Here is a 21,485-nt window from a genome sequence, read left to right on the forward strand (position 1 = left end):
TACTCAGGTCTCCAATCCGGCGGTCCGCACCTTCTGCAGGTCCGGAAATTGTTCTTCGCGGAATTCCGTCCCGCGCAGCGCATCGGCGCGGTTGTCGTCATGCTCCAGCCGGCGCAATTGCACACGGCGGATCTTGCCTGAAATCGTCTTCGGCAATTCGGTCACCAGCTCAATGCGCCGGATGCGCTTGAACGGCGCAAGGCGGGTGTGCAGGTGGCTGAAGATCGAGAGTGCGGTCTCCGGCGAGCGCTCCACGCCCGCGACCAGCAGCACATAGGCTTTCGGGATTGCGAGCCGGATCGGATCGGGACTGGGAACGACGGCGGCCTCCGCGACCGATTCATGCTCCAACAGCACGCTTTCCAGCTCGAACGGGCTGATGCGGTAGTCAGAGGATTTGAACACATCGTCGGAGCGGCCGACGAAGGTCAGATACCCCTCGTCATCGGCGAACACCACGTCGCCGCTGCGATAGAGGTCGCCATCGGCGCCGCTCAGTTTGCCGTCTTCGCCCTGATAGCCCTGCATCAGGCCGGCCGGACGGTCCGCGCCGAGCACCAGCGTCACCTCGCCTTCCTTGGTGGCGTGCCCATCATTGTCGGTGATCTGCACGCGGTAACCGGGCAACGGCCGGCCCATCGATCCGACTTTGACGGTCTGGCCCGGCGAATTGCCGGCGAGCGCCGTGGTTTCGGTCTGGCCATAGCCGTCACGGATGGTCAGGCCCCAGGCGGTGCGGACCTGATCGATCACTTCGGGATTGAGCGGCTCTCCGGCGCCGCAGACCTCGCGCAACGAGACCTTGAAGTCCGCAAGCTTCTCCTGGATGAACAGCCGCCATACCGTCGGCGGCGCGCAGAGGGTCGTCACGCCGCAACGGCCGATGGTGGCGAGCAGCGCCTTGGCATCGAAGCGCGGCTGGTTGACCACGAACACGGTGGCCCCGGCATTCCAGGGCGCGAACAAGCAGCTCCAGGCATGCTTGGCCCAGCCCGGCGAGGAAATGTTGAGATGCACATCGCCCGGCTGCAGCCCGAGCCAGAACATCGTCGATAACGCGCCGACGGGATAGCTGCGCTGGCTGTGCCGCACCAGCTTTGGTTTTGCTGTGGTGCCAGAGGTGAAATAGAGCAGCATCGGGTCGTCGGCGTTGGTCGGACCATCGGCGGCGAATGTTTCGGAAGCGCCGGCCGCCTGCTCGAACGGCAACCAGCCTTCGTGCTTCGATGTCGCGCCGACCACGATGCGCACCAGGCTCTCGGCGCCAAGGCTCGCGAACTTCGCGACCTGATCCTGCGAGGCCACCACCACCTTGGCCCGGCCGCGGTCGAGCCGGTCGCGCAATTCATCGGGGGTCAGAAGCGTGGTCGCGGGAATCACGACGACGCCGAGCTTCATCGCCGCCAGCATGGTCTCCCACAGCGGCACGACATTGCCGAGCAGCAGCAGCAAATGGTCGCCGCGCTTCAGGCCCTGCGCGCGCAGGAAATTGGCGACCTGGTTGGAGCGGCGCGACAGCGCGGCAAAGGAAAGCTTTGTCTCCTTGTCGCTGCCGGCATCGACGATCCACAGCGCCGCACGGTCCTTGCTGTCGGCATTGCGAGCCAGTTCGGCGTCGAACCAGTCCAGCGCCCAGTTGAACGGAACCGGGTCCGGCCAGCGGAACCCTTTTACCGCGGTGTCGTAGTCGGTGCGGTGCTTGAGCAGAAAGGCGCGCGCTTCCTGGAAACTCGTCATCGGCTCTCCGTTATTTCCCGGCGAGACTCCGAACGTGCTGGATAATCCCGGAAAAATCCACCCCGCCATGGCCGGCGGCGTCGAACGCCTTGTAGATCTCCTGCGCGTGCTTGCCCAGAGGGGTCGCGGCGCCCGCGGCGTTGGCGGCGTCCTGCGCCAGCGTCAAATCCTTCACCATCAGATTGGAGGCAAAACCAGGCTTGTAGCCATTATTCGCCGGCGAGGTCGGAACCGGGCCCGGCACCGGGCAATAGGTCGTCAGCGACCAGCATTGCCCCGACGAGGTCGAGGCGACGTCGAACAATGCCTGATGCGACAGGCCGAGCTTTTCGGCGAGCGCGAAGGCCTCGCCGACCGCGATCATGGAAATGCCCAAAATCATGTTGTTGCAGATCTTGGCCGCCTGCCCGGCGCCGGCGCCGCCGCAATGCACGATCTTCTTGCCCATGTTTTCCAGCACCGGCTTTGCGGCGGAAAACGCCTTGTCCTCGCCGCCGCACATGAAGGTCAGCGTCGCGCCCTTGGCGCCACCGGTGCCGCCGGAGACCGGCGCATCGACGGAAGCCATGCCGTGCTTGGCCGCCAGTGCATGCGCTTGCTTTGCGCTCTCGACGTCGATGGTCGAGCAATCGATGATCAGCGCACCCTTGGCCATCGCCGGAACCACGTCGGTCCAGACCGAGACCACGTGCTTGCCCGCGGGCAGCATGGTGATGACGGTATCCGCCCCCTTCACCGCGGCCGCGGCGCTTTCCGCGATCGTAGCGCCGTCGCTTTTGGCCTGGTTCTTGGACGCCTCGACCAGATCAAAGGCGATGACCTTGTGGCCGGCCTTGACCAGGTTGGCCGCCATCGGCCCGCCCATATTGCCGAGGCCAATGAATGCGATAGTAGCCATCTCGAATCCTCCGCGTGAGCTGTTCTTGTTGTTTCAGTTGAACCTGAGTTCGTCGGCGCCGATCTCGGCGAAATAAGGCGCCTGCATCGCCGGTGTCACGTCCTCGATGCGCGGCGGCGACCATTTTGGGCTGCGGTCCTTGTCGATCACAGCGGCGCGCACGCCCTCGCGGAAATCGTCGCTGGCAAAGACTTCCAGCGCCGCGCGATATTCCCGCACCAGGCATTCTTCCAGCGAGGACGACGCCCGCGCCAGCCGAAGCAGTTTCAGCGTGACCACCATGCCGCGCGGCGATTTTTCGCCGAGCGTCTTCAGGGTTGAAAACGCCAATTCCGACCCGTCGCGCTGCAGCGCGGCGACGATATCTTCCATCCGGTCATGGGCGAACCAGCTGTCGATTTTTGCCTGCATCGCGGCAACGGGACCAGCGGTCTCGCCGGTTGCGAAGCCCTCGATCAGGGTTTTGATCTCGGCCGAGGTCGCGCCTGTGCGGACCTTGGTCAGCGCCTCGCGCAACGCAGGCAATTTGCCCGACGGCACCACTGCATCGGCAAAACGGGCATTGATCGCGTCGGGGCCGTTCATGGTCTGCCCGGTCAGTCCGAAATACGTACCGATCTCGCCCGGCGAATGCGAAAGCAGCCAGGTGCCACCGACATCAGGAAAGAAGCCAAGGCCGACTTCGGGCATCGCCAGTTTCGTCCGCTCCGTTACCACGCGATGGCTGCTGTGGGCGGACAGCCCGACGCCGCCGCCCATTACGATGCCGTCCATGAAGGCGACATAGGGTTTTGGGAATTTCTTGATGCGGGCGTTGAGGATGTATTCCTCGCGCCACAGGATCTTGCCGAGATCGCCGGCGACTTTTGAACTCTCCCAGAGTGCGCGGATATCGCCGCCGGCGCAGAGACCGCGTTCGCCCGCGCCTTCCAGCAGGATCACCGCGACGGCCGGATCGGCCTCGAACCGATCGAGCGCCTTGTCGACGTCGCGAAACATCTCCAGCGTCACGGCATTGATCGCCTTCGGCCGGTTGAGCCGGATCACGCCGCAAGAGCCCTCGCGCCGGGCGATCAGGTCGCCCTCCGGCGCCTCGGTAACTGACGTCATCGCGCGCCCTCGATCAGTTTTCGCGACACGATCAGCCGCATGATCTCGTTGGTCCCTTCCAGGATCTGATGCACGCGCAGGTCGCGCACGATCTTCTCGATGCCGTATTCGCTGAGATAGCCGTAGCCGCCGTGCAGTTGCAGCGCCTGGTTGGCAACTTCAAAGCCGACGTCGGTGCCAAAGCGCTTGGCCATCGCGCACAGCATGGTCGCGTCCGCATCCTTGCGGTCGAGTGCGGCGGCGGCGCGCCAAACAAAGGTCCGCGCCGCCTCCAGTTCGGTCGCCATGTCGGCCAAGCGGAACTGCAGCGCCTGGAATTCGTCGAGGCGCTTGCCGAAGGCTTTTCGCTCCTTCATGTAGCTTAGCGATTTGTTGAGCGCATTTTGCGCGCCGCCGAGCGAACAGGCGGCGATGTTGATGCGGCCGCCGTCGAGCCCGGCCATCGCGATCTTGAAGCCGATGCCCTCGTCGCCGAGACGATTTTCAACGGGCACGCGGGCATTCTCGAAGATCACCGCGCGGGTCGGCTGCGCGTTCCAGCCCATCTTGCGCTCATTGGCGCCGAACGACAGGCCCGGCGTGTCGCCCTCGATCACCAGCGTCGAGATGCCACCGGGGCCATCGGCGCCGGTACGCACCATCACCACATAGAGATCGCCCTTGCCGGCGCCGGAGATGAATTGCTTCTGGCCGTTGAGTACGTAATGATCGCCGTCGCGCACCGCGCGGGTGCGCAACGCAGCCGCGTCTGATCCGGAGCCCGGTTCAGTCAGGCAATAGCTCGCCAAGAGCTCCATGGTGCAGAGCTTTGGCAACCACTTCTGGCGCTGGGTGTCGTTGCCATAGGCATCGATCATCCAGGACGCCATGTTGTGGATCGAGATGAACGCCGACACCGTCGGGCAGCCCTGCGCCAGCGCCTCAAAGATCAGCGCAGCGTCGAACCGCGTCAGCGCCGAGCCACCGACATCGTCGCGGATATAGACCCCGCCGATGCCGAGCGTCGCCGCCTCGCGCATCACGTCGACCGGAAAATGCTTTTCCTCGTCCCAGCGTATCGCATGCGGCGCGATTTTCTCCGCGGCGAATTCCCGCGCCATGTCGCGAACCGCAATCTGGTCCTCGTTGAGAGCGAAATGCATCTCGGTCCTCAGAGTATCGTCGTCATGGCCGGGCTCGTCCCGGCCATCCACGTCTTTCGACGTTGCAACATTTCAAGTCGTGGATGCCCGGGACAAGCCCGGGCATGACGAGTTAGGGAGCCGCGACGCGGCTAGTTCATCGTCGGGATCGAGAACTCCGCGCCTTCCTTCACACCCGACGGCCAGCGCGAGGTGACGGTCTTGGTCTTGGTGTAGAAGCGGATCGAATCCGGGCCGTGCTGGTTGAGATCGCCGAAGCCGGACTTCTTCCAGCCACCAAACGTGTAATAGGCGATCGGCACCGGGATCGGCACGTTGATGCCGACCATGCCGACTTCGACCTTGGCGGCGAAATCGCGCGCGGCGTCGCCGTCGCGGGTGAAGATCGCAACGCCATTGCCGTAGTCATGGTCCGACGGCAGCGCCAGCGCTTCCTTGTAGTCGTGCGCGCGCACCACCGACAGCACCGGGCCAAAGATCTCTTCCTTGTAGATCCGCATGTCCTTGGTGACGTTGTCGAACAGCGAACCGCCGAGATAGAAGCCCTTCTCGTAGCCCTGCATCTTGAAGCCACGGCCGTCGACAGCGAGCGTCGCGCCTTCCTTGATGCCGATATCGATGTAGCTCTTCACCTTCTCGACCGCTTCGCGCGTCACCAGCGGGCCGTAATCGGCCGACGGATCGACCGAGGTGCCGATCTTGAGCGACTCGACGCGCGGGATCAGCTTTTCCATCAGGCGGTCGGCGGCGGTCTTGCCGACGGGCACCACGACCGAAATCGCCATGCAGCGCTCGCCCGCCGAGCCGTAGCCGGCGCCGATCAGGGCATCGACGGCCTGGTCCATGTCGGCGTCCGGCATCACGATGGCGTGGTTCTTGGCGCCGCCAAAACACTGGCAACGCTTGCCGGTCTGCGCGGCGCGCTCGTAGATGTACTGCGCAATCGGCGTCGAGCCGACAAAGCCGATCGCCTTGATATCGGGATCGTCGAGGATGGCGTCGACCGCTTCCTTGTCGCCGTTGACGACGTTGAGCACGCCGGGCGGCAGGCCGGCCTCGATCATCAGGGCGGCCAGCATCATCGGCACGCCGGGATCGCGCTCCGAGGGTTTCAGGATGAACGCATTGCCGCAGGCGATCGCGGGCGCGAACTTCCACATCGGGATCATCGCCGGGAAATTGAACGGCGTGATGCCGGCGACGACGCCGAGCGGTTGGCGCATCGAGTAGATGTCGATGCCGGGGCCGGCGCCTTCGGTGTACTCGCCCTTCATGAGATGCGGAATGCCGCAAGCGAATTCGGCGACTTCGAGTCCGCGCTGGATATCGCCCTTGGCGTCGGGAACGGTTTTGCCATGCTCACGTGCAAGGCAATCAGCGAGTTTGTCGTAGTCACGCTGTACCAGTTCGACGAATTTCATCATCACGCGCGCGCGGCGCTGCGGGTTGGTCGCAGCCCATTCCGGCTGAGCTGCCTTGGCGTTCTCGACGGCGGCGCAAACCTCGGCCTTGGAGGCCAGCGCCACCTTGGCCTGGACGTCGCCGGTCATCGGCTCGAATACGTCGGCCGTCCGGCCCGAATTGCCCTTGACCTCTTTGCCGCCGATGAAATGTCCGATTGAGCGCATGAATCTTCTCCCTAGACCCGGCCGAGCCTCGGTTCAGAACCGAGGCTCTAATCCTTGATTTAACGCGTTTTCTTCACGCGAACCGGTGTCCACTTCGCTTGAAAACGCTTTGGTTCGCTTTGAAGTCTTTTTGACCCGCATTTCCTGGGATACAAGTCTGATAAATTGCACCATAGATGTGCGGAAATGCTGGATCAAGGCGGCGGTACGATCGATTGGGATGACTTCCGTTTTCTGCTGGCGATTGCGCGCGGCGGAACGGTATCCGCTGCCGCAAAACAGCTGGGCGTCGATCATGCCACAGTGATCCGGCGTGTCGACCGGCTGGAACGGCATCTGTCCGCAAAACTGTTTGATCGTCGCAAAACCGGTTATTTGCTGACCGAGGCCGGCCAGCGCGTCGCCGACAGCGCGGAGGCGATGGAATCGACCATCGTCGCCAACCAGGAGGCGGTCGGCGGCTCGCGCGCGCATCTGACCGGCACCGTGCGAATCGGGGCGCCCGACGGCTTTGGCAGCCACTTCCTGGCCTCGCGCCTCGTAAAATTCGTCGAGCGCTACCCGGATCTCGACCTGCAGCTGGTCGCCACCGCCCGGCTGTTCAGCCTGTCGAAGCGCGAGGCTGACATTGCGATCAGCCTGACCATGCCGAAGGAAGGCCGGGTGTTCGGGCGCAAGCTGCTCGACTACAGCCTCGGACTTTATGCAGCCCCCGCCTATCTCGACCGCGCACCCAAAATTACCGGGCGCAGCGACCTCGCCGCCCACCGCTTTGTCGGCTACATCGAGGAACTGCTGTTCACGCCGGAACTGGATTATCTGCCGCAGGTCAGCCCAAAGATCTCCGCAAAATTCCGCAGCGCCAATCTGATCGCGCAGCTCAACGCCACCATCGCCGGCTTCGGCATCGCCGTGCTGCCGCATTTCATGGCGACGGCGCATCCGGAGTTGCGCCCGGTGCTGCCGGACGAGATCACGATCTCGCGGACGTTCTGGCTGTTGATGCACGCCGACAGCAAGGACCTGGCGCGGATCCGTGCGGTGGCGGATTACATCTACGAGACGGTGGAAGGCGAGCGCGCGCTGTTCAGTGGGCGGTGAAGCGACGTGTCGTCCCTGCAAACGCAGGGACCCATACGCCGCAGCCCCAATTTGGCGGAAGGTGGCAGCGAGCTTCCTTCGTCGATAGCACAACGCGGTATGGGACCCGGCGTTCGCCGGGACGACAGTGGCGGGTGCGGCTTCTAATTCGGCTTCGACTTCGCCGCGGCCTTCTTCGCGGCCGGTTTCGCCGCCGCCGCGCGACCGAGCACGGCCTCGCGCCCGGCGGCCAGAATTTCATCGGAAAACTCGCCATTGCCGGCGATGCGCGACAGCACCAGCGTGCCCATCATGGTCGCGAGCGCCGCCACCGCCTGCTTGCGCGCCGACTTGCGCGGAACGTCGAGAATCTGATCGGCCATCATGTCGACCATCGCTTCCAGCTTGGCCGCAAAAGCCTTCCGCGTCTTCGCGCTCTCGCGCGCGATCTCGGCGCCGAGCGTCGGAATCGCGCAACCATGGCCGGGATCGTCGCGATGAACAGGCGTCAGATAATTCTCGACGATGGTTGCGAGACGCTTGTCCGGCGGGGTCTCGTCGGCGACCTTGCGCCAGCGCTCGGTCGAGCGGTCCATCGCATAGGCAAAGGCTTCGATGACCAGCGCCTCGCGGGAATCGAAATGGGCGTAGAAGCCGCCATGGGTCAGGCCGGCCTCCTTCATCAGGTCGGCGACGCCGATGCCATGCGCGCCCTTCTCGCGAAGCCGCACGGACGCCTTCTTCACGATCCGCGCGTGGGTTTCCTGCTTGTGCTCCTTGGAATAGCGCATCGGAATTCCTGAACCATTAGATGTTTGCAGTCATATAATAGCAGTTGAACGCGAAAAAAGCTGCACCTATTTCGTCTTAGGACCCTCGCCGATCATCGAGAAGGTGGCGGTCGCGTGCACTGCAAGATTGCCGGCGCCGTCGCAGACAAAGCCTTCGGTATAGCTGGTCTGGCGGCCGAGTTTTATGATTTTGCCTTCGGCCGAGATCTTGCCCGACTTGACCGAGAGCGGCCGCAGATAGGTCAGCTTGAGATCGAGGGTCACCGCGCCCTGCCCGCCCGGCAGCATGGTCGAGATCGCACAACCCATGGCGGTATCGAGCAGGGCCGCCGCGGTCGCGCCGTGCAACAGACCGATGGTATTTTCCAGGCTTTCGTGCGGTTCGAGTTCCATCACGATCCGGCCCGGTTCAGCAGTGCGAAGTCGGAAATCGATCAGGCGGGCCATCGGTGGTTCCGGCAGGATGCCGTCGCGGATCGCGCACATCGCCTCCATGCCCGTCATCCCGGCAGCGGCCTTCGCGGCCGGCCCCGGCGCCTGCCAGTCAACCACGCGCTCCCGGCGCATCGCTGGAGAAAACAGGTCGGCGGTTTCAATCGCACTCATGGCGGCTCCATTTGAATTACGTTCGTCATATTAACTAAATAGGCCTCGCAGCGCAACGGTCCCTCGCCTGCCTGCCCTTGACAATTCAGCGCATTGTCCGGGAAGTGGCTTCAACCGTGCCACTGAACCCAAAACCAAGACCAGCAGAGAAAATCAGATGGAAATGCTCAATCCCCATTGCGGTATCGACCGCGATTCCCGCGGCGTGGCGCGGCTGTCGATCTGCAACGCCGGTTCGCTCAATATCCTGAGCTCCGCCGTCACATCAGGCGTGCGTGAGGGCTTTGAGAAACTCGCTGATGATCGAAGCATCCGCGCGGTGATCCTGGCCGGCCAGAGCGAGAAGAGCATGATCGGCGGCGCCGACATCAAGGAAATGGCCAAACTCGACCAGCAATCCGCCGAAGCCTTCATCACGCGGCTGCGCGACCTCTGCGAAGCCGTGCGCCAATTCCCGGCGCCCGTGATCGCGCGGCTGCCCGGCTGGTGCCTCGGCGGCGGGCTGGAAGTCGCGGCTGCCTGCGATTTCCGGATCGCCGCGCACGACGCCCATTTCGGCATGCCCGAGGTGAAGGTCGGCATTCCCTCGGTGATCCACGCAGCACTGTTGCCGCGGCTGATCGGCTGGGGCCGCGCCCGCTGGCTTGTCATGACGGCGGAGAATATCGATGCGCCGACCGCGCTGGCCTGGGGGTTGGTCGACAAAGTCGCGCCGGCCGGCGGCCTCGATGATGCGGTCGAGCATACGGTCAAGGCCCTGCTCGAATGCGGAGCGGAAGCGCTGCGTTCGCAGAAGGCGCTCATGCGACAATGGGAAGAGCTGCCGCTGACGGAATCTGTCAATCTCAGCATCGGCGTGTTCGGGCAATCCTTCCTGACCGGAGAGCCGCAGCGGATGATGCAGGGCTTCCTCGACCGCAAGCGATAGGCGCAGGAGAAGAAATGGAAAGGTCGTTCGACGCCATCGTACTCGGTTTGGGCGCAATGGGCTCCGCCGCGACCTACCAGCTGGCCAGTCGAGGCGCCTCGGTTCTCGGGATTGATCAGCTCAAGCCGCCTCATGAGCTGGGTTCGACGCACGGCGATACCCGAATTACCCGCATCGCCTGCGGCGAGGGTCCCGAGTACTCGCCTTTTGCCAAGCGGTCGCACCAGATATGGCGCGACATCGAGAGCCGGACCGGGCGGGATCTTTTCACCCAAAATGGACTGCTGGTGATCTCAGGCAAGGGCCAGCGTGCCGCCGGACATGAAAATCCGGAATTCCTCAAGACCACGGTGACGGCGGCCGACCAGGCCAAGGTCCGCTACGAAATGCTGGATGGCAAGACGATCAGGCAGCGTTTTCCCGCCTTCAACGTCAACGACGACGACGAAGCCTATTTCGACGAGGTCAGCGGCTTTGTGCGACCTGAGTCGTGCATTGAGGCACAGCTCCAGCTCGCGGCCACCTCGGGCGCCGTGCTGCGCTTTTACGAGAAGGTGCTCAAATTCGAACCCGATGGCGACGGCGTGCAGGTGACGACAGGCGTCGGCACCTATCGCGCCAAAAAACTCATCATAACCGCTGGTCCATGGATCAACCATGTATTAGGCCTGGATCGGCAATTCAGCATAACACGGCAGGTGCTTTATTGGTTTGGCCTGAAAAACCAGAACCAATACGCCGAATTTCTTCCAGAGCGATTTCCGGTCTACATCTGGCAACTTCCGGCACCCCAGAGCATCTACGGCTTTCCCTTGATTGGCCACCCCGAGCAAGGAGTGAAGATCGCCACCGAGCAGTATGTCGATACGACAACGCCCGACACGGTTCGCCGGAGCGTTTCTCCAGACGAAATCACTGGGATGTTCAGAACCTATGTCGGGCCGTTCTTCCCTGGCCTCGACGAAAACTGCGTGAAGACGAAGGTGTGCCTTTACACCTGTGTGAAGGACGCCCGGTTTATCATCGATCATCACCCCGACATGAAGAACGTCATCATCGCCTCGCCGTGCTCGGGGCACGGGTTCAAGCATTCCGCCGCTGTCGGAGAGACCCTTGCGCAGATGGCGCTTGGTCAATCACATCTGGACGTCAGCAAGTTCTCGTTTTCGGGCGCGATCTGAGATCCTGGCGCGCTTCGCCGCAAAAAGGCGGCTGCGTCATGACAATTTATCCCAGGCTTCAGCGGCCCTCGAATTTCGGCTCGCGCTTCTCCATGAAGGCCTTGATGCCTTCCTGCATGTCCTGCGTCTTGAACAGCGGCAGGAGCTGCAGATAGACGTGGTGCACATGATCAGGGAATGTTTCGTTCAGCCCCATCCGCATCATCCGCTTGGCGGCCTGCACCGCCAAAGGCGCATTGGCCGCAATCTCCCGCGCCACCGCACGTGCCCGTCCCATCAGATCCGCATCCGGCACGACTTCGTTGGCGAGCCCCCATTCGAGGCATTCGCGCGCGCTGAGCGTGCGCCCGGTAAAGATCAGTTCGGAGGCCTTGGCCCAACCGATCATGCGCGGCAGGAACCAGGTGCCGCCTGATTCCGGCACCACCCCGCGCTTGACGAAGGCGGCAGCCAATTTGGCGGATTCCCCCATGATGCGGATGTCGCAGCCGAGCGCGGTATCCATGCCATAGCCCGCCGCGCCACCGTTCACTGCGCAGATCGTCGGCTTGTCCATCGCCTGCATCACCGTCGGCGGGGTGTTGCGCAGGTCGAGCGAGGTGCTCGAGGAAGCCGAGCTGAGCCCATCCCCGCTGCGCTCCTTGCGCAAATCCAGCCCCGCGCAAAAGGCCCGCCCCTTGCCGGTCAGGATCACGCACCGCACGGCCTTGTCCTCATTGGCCCGGATCAAAAGGCGCGTCAGGTCGTTGAGCATCGGCCCGGAGATGGTGTTCATGCGCTCAGGCGCATTGAGCGTGATGACCGCAATGCCCTGATCGACCTCGTAGAGAACTTCGTTGGATTCGGTCTGCTCGCTGCGGGCTGGCTGATTCATTGTACGGCCTTCTTTCAATCGTGAAGGTTGTTCGCGTTCGACACATGCTGCCTTGCCATACCGCTTCTTTCAAGCTGTAGTCGGTGTGACCAAGGAACCGGATGAACAAAGCGGGAAACACATGAGACCTGCCGGCAAGGGGCCGCTGGATTCGCTCTACTTCAACTATCCGATCTTTCCGGCGCGGCGCGCGCCCGAACTGGACGGCGTGGCCGTTCGCCATCCCGTCGCGATCGTCGGCGCCGGCCCGATCGGGATGACGGCAGCGCTGGTGCTGGCGCGGTACGGCGTTCGCAGCGTGCTGATCGATCGCAAGGACACTTTCAACGACGGCAGCCGGGCGCTCTGCATCGCGCGGCCGAGCATGCACATCCTGGAGCGGATCGGCGCGGTCGCGCCCTTTCTCCAGAAATCGTTGGGATGGCGCTACGGCCGCAGCTACTACCGCGGCGAACAGATCTTCCGGCTCGAAATGCCGCATCCGCCGAACGAAAAATATCTGCCGATGTACAATCTGCAGCAGCAGTATATCGAGCAATATCTGCATGACGCGGTGACGGCGTGCGACCTCATCGACATGCGCTGGCAGAGCGAGCTTTCCGACATCAAGCCGGACGCGGATGGCGTTTCGATCGGCGTCACGTCGCCCGCCGGCAACTACCGTCTCGATGCCGAGTATGTGCTGGCTGCCGACGGCGCGCGCTCGCCGATCCGATCACAGCTCGGCTTGCGGATGAAGGGCGACAATTACGAAGGTCGATACGTAATTGCTGATATCCGCATGGATCACGATTTTCCGACCGAGCGCCGGGCCTTCTTCGAGCCGAGCGGCAATCCCGGCGGCACCGTGCTGATCCACAAGCAGCCGGAAAGTATCTGGCGCGTCGACTACCAGCTCCGCGAAGGCGAAAGCGAACAGGAGGCGATGCGCGAGGAGAACATCCGCGCCCGGGTCGGTGCTATCCTCGGCGACATCGGCCACGACAGACCGTGGGAGCTGGAATGGTGGAGCGTCTATTCCGCCAACACGCTCTGCCTCGATGACTACCGGCACGGCCGGGTGTTCTTCATCGGCGACGCCGCGCATATCGTGCCGATTTTTGGCGTGCGTGGCCTCAACAACGGCCTCGCGGATTCCGAAAATCTCGGCTGGAAGCTGGCGCTCGTCCTCAACGGCGAGGCGGACGAAACGCTGCTCGACAGCTATTCGTCGGAGCGCCGCGGCGCCACGCTCGATGTGTTCGCCAACGCCACCAAGAGCACGCGCTTCATGACACCGCCGACCCGCGGCTGGCGGCTGGCGCGCGAGGCGGCGCTGTCGCTGAGCCTGAAGCACGAATTTCCGCGCGGCCTCGCCAATCCCAGGCAGATGCAGCCCTACACCTATTCCGAGAGCCCACTGACACCCTGTGCAAGCCGCGATGCCGAGTTTACGGGTGGCCCGATGTGCGGCAGCGTTGCGCCGAACGCGAAGCTTCCCGACGGTAGTCATTTGCTGGATCAGGCCGGCATTGGCCTGACGGCCATCCTGTTCTGCCGGGGCGCGCCGTCCACCGACGACATCATGCTCCTCGACCGGCTTCGCAACACGGACAGGCGCCTTGCCGCACTCCTGATCGGAATCAGTCACGTCAGCGACGCCGACGGCGAGATTGCTCGCCTGTACGCGGCGGCTCCCGGCACGCTTTATCTGCTGCGTCCCGACCTGCATGTCGCCGGGCGATGGAAAACGATCGCCGCAAATGAGGTGCTGCGGACCGCCGCCTTGTGCCTCGGGAGGGCCAGAGCATGAGCACGATGCCATCAGCGGATTTCGAAACCGCCTATGAGACGCTCGCAACGGCCATCGATTCGGCAGGGCCCGAGCGCGAGGCGCTCTTCCTGACCCGGCTGGCGCTGGTGCTCGGCCACGAACTCGGCGACATCGCCGTGTTCCAGAACGCCATCCGGACGGCGCTCGACGGGCTGGAATAGCGCGACGCCGCTCGGTAGCGGCCTGCCCCGATCAACGGATCAATTCAGCTCATCCGAACGCGAAATTTTCTCATGGAATGATCCACTCATTTCCGTGAGATCATCCGTTGCAATTCTTGCGGCGCATCATATGATGTTCATAATCTTATTAACCGAACATCCCTGGGAGTTCCGCCATGGCCGCCTCCGATCCCGTCGTCATCCTGTCCGCCGCCCGCACCCCGCTCGGCCGGTTCATGGGCGAATTGTCGCCCTTCAGCGCCCACAAGCTCGGCTCGCATGTGATCGGCGCGGCGCTGGAACGCGCAAAACTGGCGCCGGAGCGGATCGACGAAGTGTTCATGGGCAATGTGCTGCCGGCCGGCCAGGGCCAGGCCCCGGCGCGTCAGGCCGCGCGCGGCGCCAAGCTGCCGGATGCCACCGGCGCCACCACCGTCAACAAAGTTTGCGGATCCGGCATGAAGGCTACCATGCTGGCGCATGACATCATCAAGGCCGGCTCGGCCGAGATCGTGCTGTCCGGCGGCATGGAGAGCATGTCGAACGCGCCCTATCTGCTGAGCAAGGCGCGCGCGGGTTATCGCGCCGGCCATGACCGGATCATCGACCACATGATGATGGACGGGCTTGAGGACGCCTACGAGACCGGCCGTTCGATGGGCGATTTCGGCGAGGCCACCGCGGAGGCCTATCAGTTCACCCGCGCCGATCAGGACGCCTACGCGATCGAGACACTGACGCGCGCCCGCAAGGCGGTGGAAGGGGGCGCGTTCAAGGCCGAGATCGTGCCGATCACGGTGACTGAGAAAGCCGGTCCGCGCGTGATCGCCAATGACGAGCATCCGCTCAAGGTCGATCCCGCCAAAATTCCCGGGCTGAAAGCGGCGTTCCGCGCCAACGGCACGATCACGCCGGCCGCCTCCTCCGCCAATGCCGACGGCGCCGCAGCGCTGATCCTGGCGCGGCGCTCGCTGGCCGATCGCGAAGGCCTGCGGGCGTTCGCCGAGATCAAGGGCCACGCCACCCACAGCCAGGAGCCGCAATGGTTCACCACGGCGCCGATCCCGGCGATCCGGAAGCTGCTCGACAAGGTCGGCTGGAGCGTCGGCGATGTCGATCTGTTCGAGATCAACGAGGCCTTCGCGGTGGTGGCGATGGCGGCGCAGCGCGACCTCGGGATTCCGCGCGAGAAGCTGAACGTCAACGGCGGCGCCTGCGCGCTCGGCCACCCGATCGGTGCCACCGGCGCGCGCCTGATCGTCACGCTGCTGCACGCGCTGGAAGCGCAGAACCTGAAGCGCGGCGTCGCGGCGCTTTGCATCGGCGGCGGGGAAGCCACCGCGATCGCGGTCGAGCGCATCGTGCATTAGCGGCATGTCCGGAAACGAGGGAAGTTCAGTATTTATGTCGCCAGGCGTTTGTGTCAGGATGTGGTGTTCCGCCACATCCTGCAAACCTTCCAATTGAATTTTTCAGAGGCCCAATGATTTCGAACTGGCTGTCCGCCGCCCTCGCCCGCCGCAACATTCATTATGGCTGGGCGATGGTCGGCGTGACCTTTTTCACCGCGCTGATCTCGGCCGGCACCGTCGGCGCACCCGGCGTCTTCATCGTGCCGCTGCAGAAGGAATTCGGCTGGAGCGCCGCCGAGATCTCCTCGGCGCTGTCGATCCGCTTCATCCTGTTCGGGCTGATGGCCCCGTTCGCGGCCGCTCTGCTCAACCGTTACGGCCTGCGCAACATGTCGCTGTTGTCGCTGCTGATCGTGGCCTCCGCGCTGATCGCCTCCCTGTTCATGACACAGGTCTGGCACCTGATGCTGCTGTGGGGCGTCGTGATCGGCCTCGGCACCGGCATGACCGCGCTGGTGCTGGGCGCCACGATTTCGGCACGCTGGTTCGTGGCGCGGCGTGGCCTCGTCGTCGGCATCCTCACCGCCAGCGTGGCGACGGGCCAGCTCGTCTTCCTGCCGCTATTGGCAACGCTGACGGAGCATTATGGCTGGCGAAACGCGCTGGCGCTGATCTGCGTGATGCTGGCCGTCGCGGCCTTTGCCGTGGCGATGATCATGCGCGACCGTCCGAGCGACCTTGGCCTGCGGCCGTACGGCGATGAGGGCACCGAGCCGATCGTATCGCCGCCGCCGAGCAATGCGCCGATCATGGCCGCCGCGCTCGGCACCTTGCGCGACGCCTCGAAGACGAAAGTGTTCTGGATCCTGTTCGGCACCTTCTTCATCTGCGGCGCCAGCACCAACGGCCTGATCCAGGTGCACCTGATTCCGATGTGCTTCGATTACGGCATTCCCCAGGTCCAGGCCGCGAGCCTGCTTGCCGCGATGGGCATCTTCGACTTCGTCGGCACCATCGTGTCCGGCTGGCTGTCGGACCGTTACGACAATCGCTGGCTGCTGTTCTGGTATTACGGCCTGCGCGGCCTGTCGCTGCTGTTCTTGCCGTTCACGGATTTCTCGTTCTACGGCCTGTCGGTGTTTGCGATGTTCTATGGGCTGGACTGGATCGCCACGGTGCCGCCGACGGTACGGCTGACCGCGCAACGGTTCGGGCCCGAGCGTGCCAACCTGGTGTTCGGCTGGATTTTCGCCGGCCACCAGCTGGGCGCCGGGATCGCCGCCTTCGGCGCGGGGCTGTCGCGGACGATCTATGCGACCTATGTGCCCGCCTTCTTCGTCGCCGGGGCGCTCTGCATCGTCGCGGCGCTGATCACGCTGGCGATCGCGAGGCCGGCACCGAAGCCGGCGGTGGCCGTGGCCGCGGCCTAGCTCAACTTAGTAAGTGATGGTGGTACGAACCCCCACCATCACCCCATCCTTGATGCGCCTGGTCTGCGTCGGATCGTTTGGATCAGGCGCGCCGCCGCCGGGATGGGCGATGTACTGCACCACCGGCTGCAGCAGAAAGCCCGGCCGCACCTCGTGCTGATAGGTGATCTCCAGGATCGCCTCATAATCGCGGACCGGATACGCCGTGCCGGTGAATATCTGCGTGTCGCGGTCGAGCGCGCGGGCGCGGTCGGAAATCCGGGCATAGGTCGCGGCGATCCCGAACCTGTCGTTCGGGCGCTGCGTGCTGAAGCCGGTGAACAAAAAGCCGCCGTCGATATAGGCGCTGACCAGGTTGCGGTCCGACGGGCTCATCGAGGCGCGCATGAAAAAGGCGATGCCCTTGTCGGAGCCCGGCGACGCGCGCATCAACAACTGCTCGTACACCATGAACACGCCGGGATTCCGCCGCCGCCATGCGGTCTCGCCATTGCTGTTCGGATCGGCCAGCGACAGGCCGTCGGCGGAGAACCGCTGATCAGGAAACGACTTCATGTGGTACCAGCCGCCGCCGGTGATCGTTCCGGGCAGCCGGCTTTCACCAAGTTCAACCTTGTATTTAAGCTGGGCGATCCACCATGGCGGATCACTGACGCGAAACAACAGCCCGTGGGGATTCTTGATTTGCGGATCTTCCGGCCCTGGCGGAGCCGAGTCGCCGTTGAACAGCGCGAAATAGGCCGTGAGCCGGTCTGAGAGTTCGGCTTTCACCCTGATACCCATCACCGAGAGCGGTGGCGACGGCCCGCCGCTCGGCAAATTGATCCCGGCATGGCCCGGCCAGCCCAGCGCCGAATTGACGAAGATGTCGTCATAGGAACTGTCGATGAACTCGATGTCGGAGGCCTGCTGTCCGACGCGGACGGCGATCTTGCCGCCGAGCAGTTTCTGCTCGACCCAGAATTCGTAGAGCCGCGTCGCCGGCAACGCCTCGACGCCGCTGACCAGCATCAGATGGCCGATATAGCTGCGCGACAGCCCGTCGCCGTGGATCTGGAACATGTTGGCGTGGAAGCTGGCGCCGGTCCAACCCGCCACCTTCTCCAGATCGATCGTGGTGCCCAGATCGAGGCGCCCTGTGTAGATCGCCCCCGTCCGCATGCCGCCAGTGATATTGGCGAGCCCTTCCCCGATATAGACCAGGCTGAACTGATAGCCGGCATCGGCCAGCAATTCCCGTGGATCTTTTTTCGCAGCCGGAGCAGTGTCGGCGCGCGCGGCCGGTGCGAGCGCGATACACGCACCAGTCGCGAGCAAGGTGACGGCGCGGGAAAGAACGCTGTACATGGTATCGATACCGTCGCCGACTGCTTTATTTGAAGAAGCCTGACCGGCGCATGGCGAGATACGCCGCACCGGCGACGCCAACCATGATCGCCGCGGCCCACAAAAATCCGGTTTCGGTGTCGGTGAGCGGCAGGCCCTTGGTGTTCATGCCGAAGATACCGGTCACCAGCGTCGGCGGCAGCAGCATCGTCGTGACGATGGACAGCGTATGGAGGTGCCGGTTGCTTTCCTCCTCCATCTTGAAATGAATTTCTTCCTCCAGGAGGCGGCTGCGCTCGCGCAGCTCAACGATATCGTGGTCGAGACCATCGAGCCGCTGCGCCAGTTTTCCGGCCTGAAGCCGCAGCGCTGGGCTGAGGTGTTCAACGCTTTTCTGCTCGAGCCGGTGGAACAGCACGCGCAAGCCCGCCAACTGGCGGTGCAAACGCACGCAGGTCCGCCGCGACCGGCCGAGCGCTGCGCGCATTTCCGATCTCGTCTCGCCCGCGAGAATCCGTTCCTCGATATTGTCGATCGCGGTGGCGATCTTGTCGGCCATGCGGTCCATGGTATCGGCGACCTCGTCGACGATCTTCTCCAGCAGTGCCGCCACGGTATCGACGCGATGACCGCTCTCCAGCACGCGGCGGGTGGCGTCAACGGCGCAAAGCGCCTGATGCCGGCCACTGATCAGAAGGCGCTCGGTCATCGCGAAACGAAGAAATCCGGTTTCCTCGGTCGCGGTGTCGATGGCGCGGACAAGATCGGAGAACACGCCGTAGACGCAGTGGTCCGAGATGTGGAGTTGCTGATAATTGTCTTTCGACAGCAGCAGCTCGCGTGCCGGCAGGGGCACGTCCACACCCGCCAGCCATGACCGCGCCCGCGCGTCGGTCAGATTAAAGTGCAGCCACAGCCGGCCATCGTGGCTGAATTCGATCGGCACGTTGATCGGCAGCGGCTCGGCGCTGCCGTCGCTGTGCAGACGAAACGCCCACACCAGTCCCGGGATAGCCGGAGCGGCATCCGGGATAGCCGAAGCGGCATCGGCTATCGGCATGCCGACACCTATTGCAGGCTCGGCCAACGTATCCATGGAAGACATCAGGAGCCCCCGCCAAACCCTGCGCAGCGGCCATAGGAGAACTCAGCCGCAGCGGCCCTCGTGCATGCCGGGCAATTCAAGTGCGTTTTTGTTACAGTTTGATGTCACCGAAGAGTTCGCTTGCGCCGCCTACTCTGCGGCGAGACCAGTTACCGCCGCCTGGTCGGCTTCCTTGTTGTAGTCGAGAACCACGCGGCCGAACGGCAACGTCAGGTCGGCGAGGAAGTGATGGGCGCCGACCACCCGGCGCACTGGAAAATCCGCCACCGGCGCGTTGACGTGCGGCACCAGATGCAACCGCCCTGGCCCGATCCATGAGCCCTTGACGACGATGTCGGTGAGATTGATCGCCACGAGCTGGCAGATTTCGAGGCGGCCATCGACGCCCGGGATCATCTTGAGATTGATCTGAGTCTTCGACAGCGTGGCGCGCGTGATTTCGCCGTTGCCGGCCATGCTTTCGTGCTTGTAACCCATGGTGCCCATCGCCACGAGCTGGCCGGCATATTCCAGCGTGCCGGTGAAGGTGTCCTTGACGATCTCGAGCTTGGGGTGGGCGTATTTCTTCGGAAAGCCCCAGATTTCACGCCCTGCTGCGATCGGCGGATCGTCGTCGAGATACATCTGCGAGACGAAATTGACTTCTTCACCATGCAGGCGCGCCGGGATCACAAGCCCGGATTCGGTGTAGCTGCCGAACCCGGAACTATCAGGCATCTTGATCCATTCATAGTGCACGATCGGCTGATCTACCGGCTCCAGCGGCTCGGGCAATCCGGCGCGGATCAATTCGGGATCGGTCTCATAGGTGATGACGAGAAATTCGCGGTTGACGAAACGATAGGGACCGGCGGGATAGCTTGGCCCTGCGGCCGGCATCGACGGAAACTTGAGCAAGTCTTCCCTGCGCATCGCAATTTCCCCTGCTGAAAATCGTCCTGCCGATTGCTAGCGGCCGAAATTGACAGGGATGTGAGGGATTTCCTTCAGCGTCATGACCGCAAGTTTCGACCTCGATTTTTCGAACACGCCAATGCTTCAGGCGCAGGCAAAAACGCGAGGCGGCAAAAGCCGATCGATGCATTTGTCATCATCGCGTCACCAGCGCGCGGAATTGTCGGGCAGTTCTGGAGCAAATGAACATGGACGCGCGAACCCCACATTTCGAACAGACCGTTCATGCGCGCGGCTGGCGGCCGGAGCGCTGCGACCGCGTCGCGCTGGTGCTGCAGGGCGGCGGCGCGCTCGGTGCCTATCAGGCCGGCGTCTATCAGGCCCTGCACGAGGCCCATATCGAGCCGGACTGGGTCTGCGGCGTATCGATCGGCGCGATCAATTCGGCGATCATCGCCGGCAACCCGCCCGAGCGCCGGCTCGAACGCCTGCAGATCTTCTGGGACCGCATCACCAGCCGCAAGATCTGGCACTACACGCCGGACGGCGACGTCTATCGAAAGGCGCGCAATTTCGCGAGCTCGTTCATGACGACGACGCTGGGCCAGCCCGGCTTCTTCACGCCGCATATGACCAATCCGTGGCTCAGCGCTACCGGTGCCCGGACCGCGACGAGCTATTACGACACCGAGCCGCTGCGCCAGACGCTGCTCGAGCTCGTCGATTTCGACATGATCAACGATAAGCGGATCCGCTTTGCGGTCGGCGCGGTCAACGTGCTGTCAGGCAATTTCATCTATTTCGACAACGCCCATGACGAGATCATTCCCGAGCACATCATGGCGAGCGGCGCGCTGCCGCCGGCCCTGCCGATGGTGAAGGTCGGCACCGACCATTTCTGGGACGGCGGTATTGTCTCGAACACGCCGCTGCAGCATCTCCTGGACCAGGAAGACAGCCTCAATTCACTGGTGTTCCAGGTCGACCTGTTCAGCGCCCGCGGAGCCTTGCCGCGCGACATCCAGGACGTGATGGCGCGGCACAAGGACATCATGTATTCCTCGCGCACGCGCCACAATACCGACGTCTACCGCAAGACGCACAATCTGAAAGCCCGCCTCCACAAGGCGCTGTCGCGAATTCCCGACGATCAGCTGTCCGACGAAGAGCGTCAGATCAAGGCCAGCATCGGCAACCTGCCCGAGATCGCGATCCTGCAACTGATCTACCAGCAGAAGGCCTATGAGGGCGACGCCAAGGACCACGAATTTTCGGGCACCTCGATGCGCGAGCACTGGATGAGCGGCCACGAGGACACCAAGCGCACGCTGAAGCGCCGCGACTGGATCCGGATGCCCGACGAAGGCATGGGCATCGTGATCCACGACGTACATCGGGAGAACGAGGTGTAGCTCCACTATCGTCATTG

General features: G+C 63.5%; 19 protein-coding genes. 8 read left to right on the plus strand and 11 right to left on the minus strand.

Going from position 1 to position 21,485, the window contains the following annotated elements; all coding sequences use genetic code 11:
• Window positions 1–3 precede the first annotated feature (3 nt).
• The 5 genes from JQ575_RS15730 to JQ575_RS15750 form a co-directional block, all read right to left on the minus strand.
• Window positions 4–1,737, minus strand: coding sequence for an AMP-binding protein (locus JQ575_RS15730; RefSeq protein WP_212034144.1), 1,734 nt, complete (start codon window positions 1,735–1,737; stop codon window positions 4–6).
• A gap of 10 nt (window positions 1,738–1,747) precedes the next feature.
• On the minus strand, window positions 1,748–2,635 hold the full coding sequence (mmsB, locus tag JQ575_RS15735; protein ID WP_212034145.1) for a 3-hydroxyisobutyrate dehydrogenase: 888 nt from the start codon (window positions 2,633–2,635) through the stop codon (window positions 1,748–1,750).
• Window positions 2,636–2,668: 33 nt separating this feature from the next.
• Window positions 2,669–3,745: an enoyl-CoA hydratase/isomerase family protein gene (locus JQ575_RS15740; protein WP_212034146.1), complete on the minus strand. Its 1,077-nt coding sequence runs from the start codon at window positions 3,743–3,745 to the stop codon at window positions 2,669–2,671.
• A complete protein-coding gene (locus JQ575_RS15745) occupies window positions 3,742–4,887 on the minus strand; it encodes an isobutyryl-CoA dehydrogenase (protein WP_212034147.1) in 1,146 nt (381 codons plus the stop codon). The genes JQ575_RS15740 and JQ575_RS15745 overlap by 4 nt, the downstream gene beginning before the upstream one ends.
• A 131-nt stretch (window positions 4,888–5,018) precedes the next feature.
• Window positions 5,019–6,515 (minus strand): CoA-acylating methylmalonate-semialdehyde dehydrogenase, encoded by a 1,497-nt coding sequence (locus tag JQ575_RS15750; protein ID WP_212034148.1) that lies wholly within the window; start codon window positions 6,513–6,515, stop codon window positions 5,019–5,021.
• A gap of 186 nt (window positions 6,516–6,701) precedes the next feature.
• On the opposite strand from JQ575_RS15750, the gene JQ575_RS15755 reads away from it, so the two are divergent.
• The gene (locus tag JQ575_RS15755) at window positions 6,702–7,616 is read left to right on the plus strand and encodes a LysR family transcriptional regulator (RefSeq protein ID WP_212034149.1); all 915 of its coding nucleotides are present in this window, start codon (window positions 6,702–6,704) and stop codon (window positions 7,614–7,616) included.
• Window positions 7,617–7,759: 143 nt separating this feature from the next.
• Here JQ575_RS15755 and JQ575_RS15760 read toward each other — a convergent pair whose 3' ends face one another.
• Window positions 7,760–8,386 (minus strand): TetR/AcrR family transcriptional regulator, encoded by a 627-nt coding sequence (locus JQ575_RS15760; protein WP_212034150.1) that lies wholly within the window; start codon window positions 8,384–8,386, stop codon window positions 7,760–7,762.
• Window positions 8,387–8,452: 66 nt separating this feature from the next.
• Window positions 8,453–8,992 (minus strand): PaaI family thioesterase, encoded by a 540-nt coding sequence (locus JQ575_RS15765; RefSeq protein ID WP_212034151.1) that lies wholly within the window; start codon window positions 8,990–8,992, stop codon window positions 8,453–8,455.
• Between the two features lie 157 nt (window positions 8,993–9,149).
• On the opposite strand from JQ575_RS15765, the gene JQ575_RS15770 reads away from it, so the two are divergent.
• Together JQ575_RS15770 and solA are read left to right on the plus strand one after the other, a co-directional pair.
• Window positions 9,150–9,920: an enoyl-CoA hydratase gene (locus JQ575_RS15770; protein ID WP_212034152.1), complete on the plus strand. Its 771-nt coding sequence runs from the start codon at window positions 9,150–9,152 to the stop codon at window positions 9,918–9,920.
• 14 nt (window positions 9,921–9,934) lie between these two features.
• Window positions 9,935–11,101 (plus strand): N-methyl-L-tryptophan oxidase, encoded by a 1,167-nt coding sequence (solA, locus tag JQ575_RS15775; protein WP_212034153.1) that lies wholly within the window; start codon window positions 9,935–9,937, stop codon window positions 11,099–11,101.
• 58 nt (window positions 11,102–11,159) lie between these two features.
• Here the strand turns inward: solA and JQ575_RS15780 are convergent, their stop codons facing one another.
• Entirely contained in the window at window positions 11,160–11,975 is an 816-nt protein-coding gene (locus JQ575_RS15780; RefSeq protein WP_212034154.1) for an enoyl-CoA hydratase/isomerase family protein, read from the minus strand.
• 121 nt (window positions 11,976–12,096) lie between these two features.
• Between JQ575_RS15780 and JQ575_RS15785 the strand changes: the two genes are divergently transcribed.
• The 4 genes from JQ575_RS15785 (at window position 12,097) to JQ575_RS15800 (ending at window position 16,731) form a co-directional block, all read left to right on the plus strand.
• A complete protein-coding gene (locus JQ575_RS15785) occupies window positions 12,097–13,767 on the plus strand; it encodes an FAD-dependent monooxygenase (RefSeq protein ID WP_212034155.1) in 1,671 nt (556 codons plus the stop codon).
• Entirely contained in the window at window positions 13,764–13,949 is a 186-nt protein-coding gene (locus JQ575_RS15790) for a DUF2783 domain-containing protein (protein ID WP_192739698.1), read from the plus strand. The genes JQ575_RS15785 and JQ575_RS15790 overlap by 4 nt, the downstream gene beginning before the upstream one ends.
• Window positions 13,950–14,125: 176 nt before the next feature.
• Window positions 14,126–15,319 carry an acetyl-CoA C-acyltransferase gene (locus JQ575_RS15795; RefSeq protein ID WP_212034156.1) on the plus strand — a complete coding sequence of 398 codons (1,194 nt, stop codon included), beginning with the start codon at window positions 14,126–14,128 and terminating at the stop codon, window positions 15,317–15,319.
• A 113-nt stretch (window positions 15,320–15,432) separates the two neighbouring features.
• Window positions 15,433–16,731 (plus strand): MFS transporter, encoded by a 1,299-nt coding sequence (locus tag JQ575_RS15800; protein ID WP_212034157.1) that lies wholly within the window; start codon window positions 15,433–15,435, stop codon window positions 16,729–16,731.
• A 6-nt stretch (window positions 16,732–16,737) separates the two neighbouring features.
• Here JQ575_RS15800 and JQ575_RS15805 read toward each other — a convergent pair whose 3' ends face one another.
• The 3 genes from JQ575_RS15805 to JQ575_RS15815 form a co-directional block, all read right to left on the minus strand.
• Entirely contained in the window at window positions 16,738–18,078 is a 1,341-nt protein-coding gene (locus tag JQ575_RS15805) for a carbohydrate porin (RefSeq protein ID WP_212034158.1), read from the minus strand.
• 25 nt (window positions 18,079–18,103) lie between these two features.
• Entirely contained in the window at window positions 18,104–19,162 is a 1,059-nt protein-coding gene (locus tag JQ575_RS15810; protein ID WP_212034159.1) for a transporter, read from the minus strand.
• A 129-nt stretch (window positions 19,163–19,291) separates the two neighbouring features.
• Complete coding sequence (locus JQ575_RS15815; RefSeq protein WP_212034160.1) at window positions 19,292–20,074, minus strand: acetoacetate decarboxylase; 783 nt, start codon at window positions 20,072–20,074, stop codon at window positions 19,292–19,294.
• 230 nt (window positions 20,075–20,304) lie between these two features.
• Between JQ575_RS15815 and JQ575_RS15820 the strand changes: the two genes are divergently transcribed.
• Window positions 20,305–21,468, plus strand: a complete 1,164-nt coding sequence (locus JQ575_RS15820) for a patatin-like phospholipase family protein (RefSeq protein ID WP_212034161.1) — start codon at window positions 20,305–20,307, stop codon at window positions 21,466–21,468.
• The last annotated feature ends 17 nt before the right edge of the window (window positions 21,469–21,485 follow it).

Source organism: Bradyrhizobium sp. JYMT SZCCT0428, assembly GCF_018131075.1.
Lineage (GTDB): Bacteria > Pseudomonadota > Alphaproteobacteria > Rhizobiales > Xanthobacteraceae > Bradyrhizobium.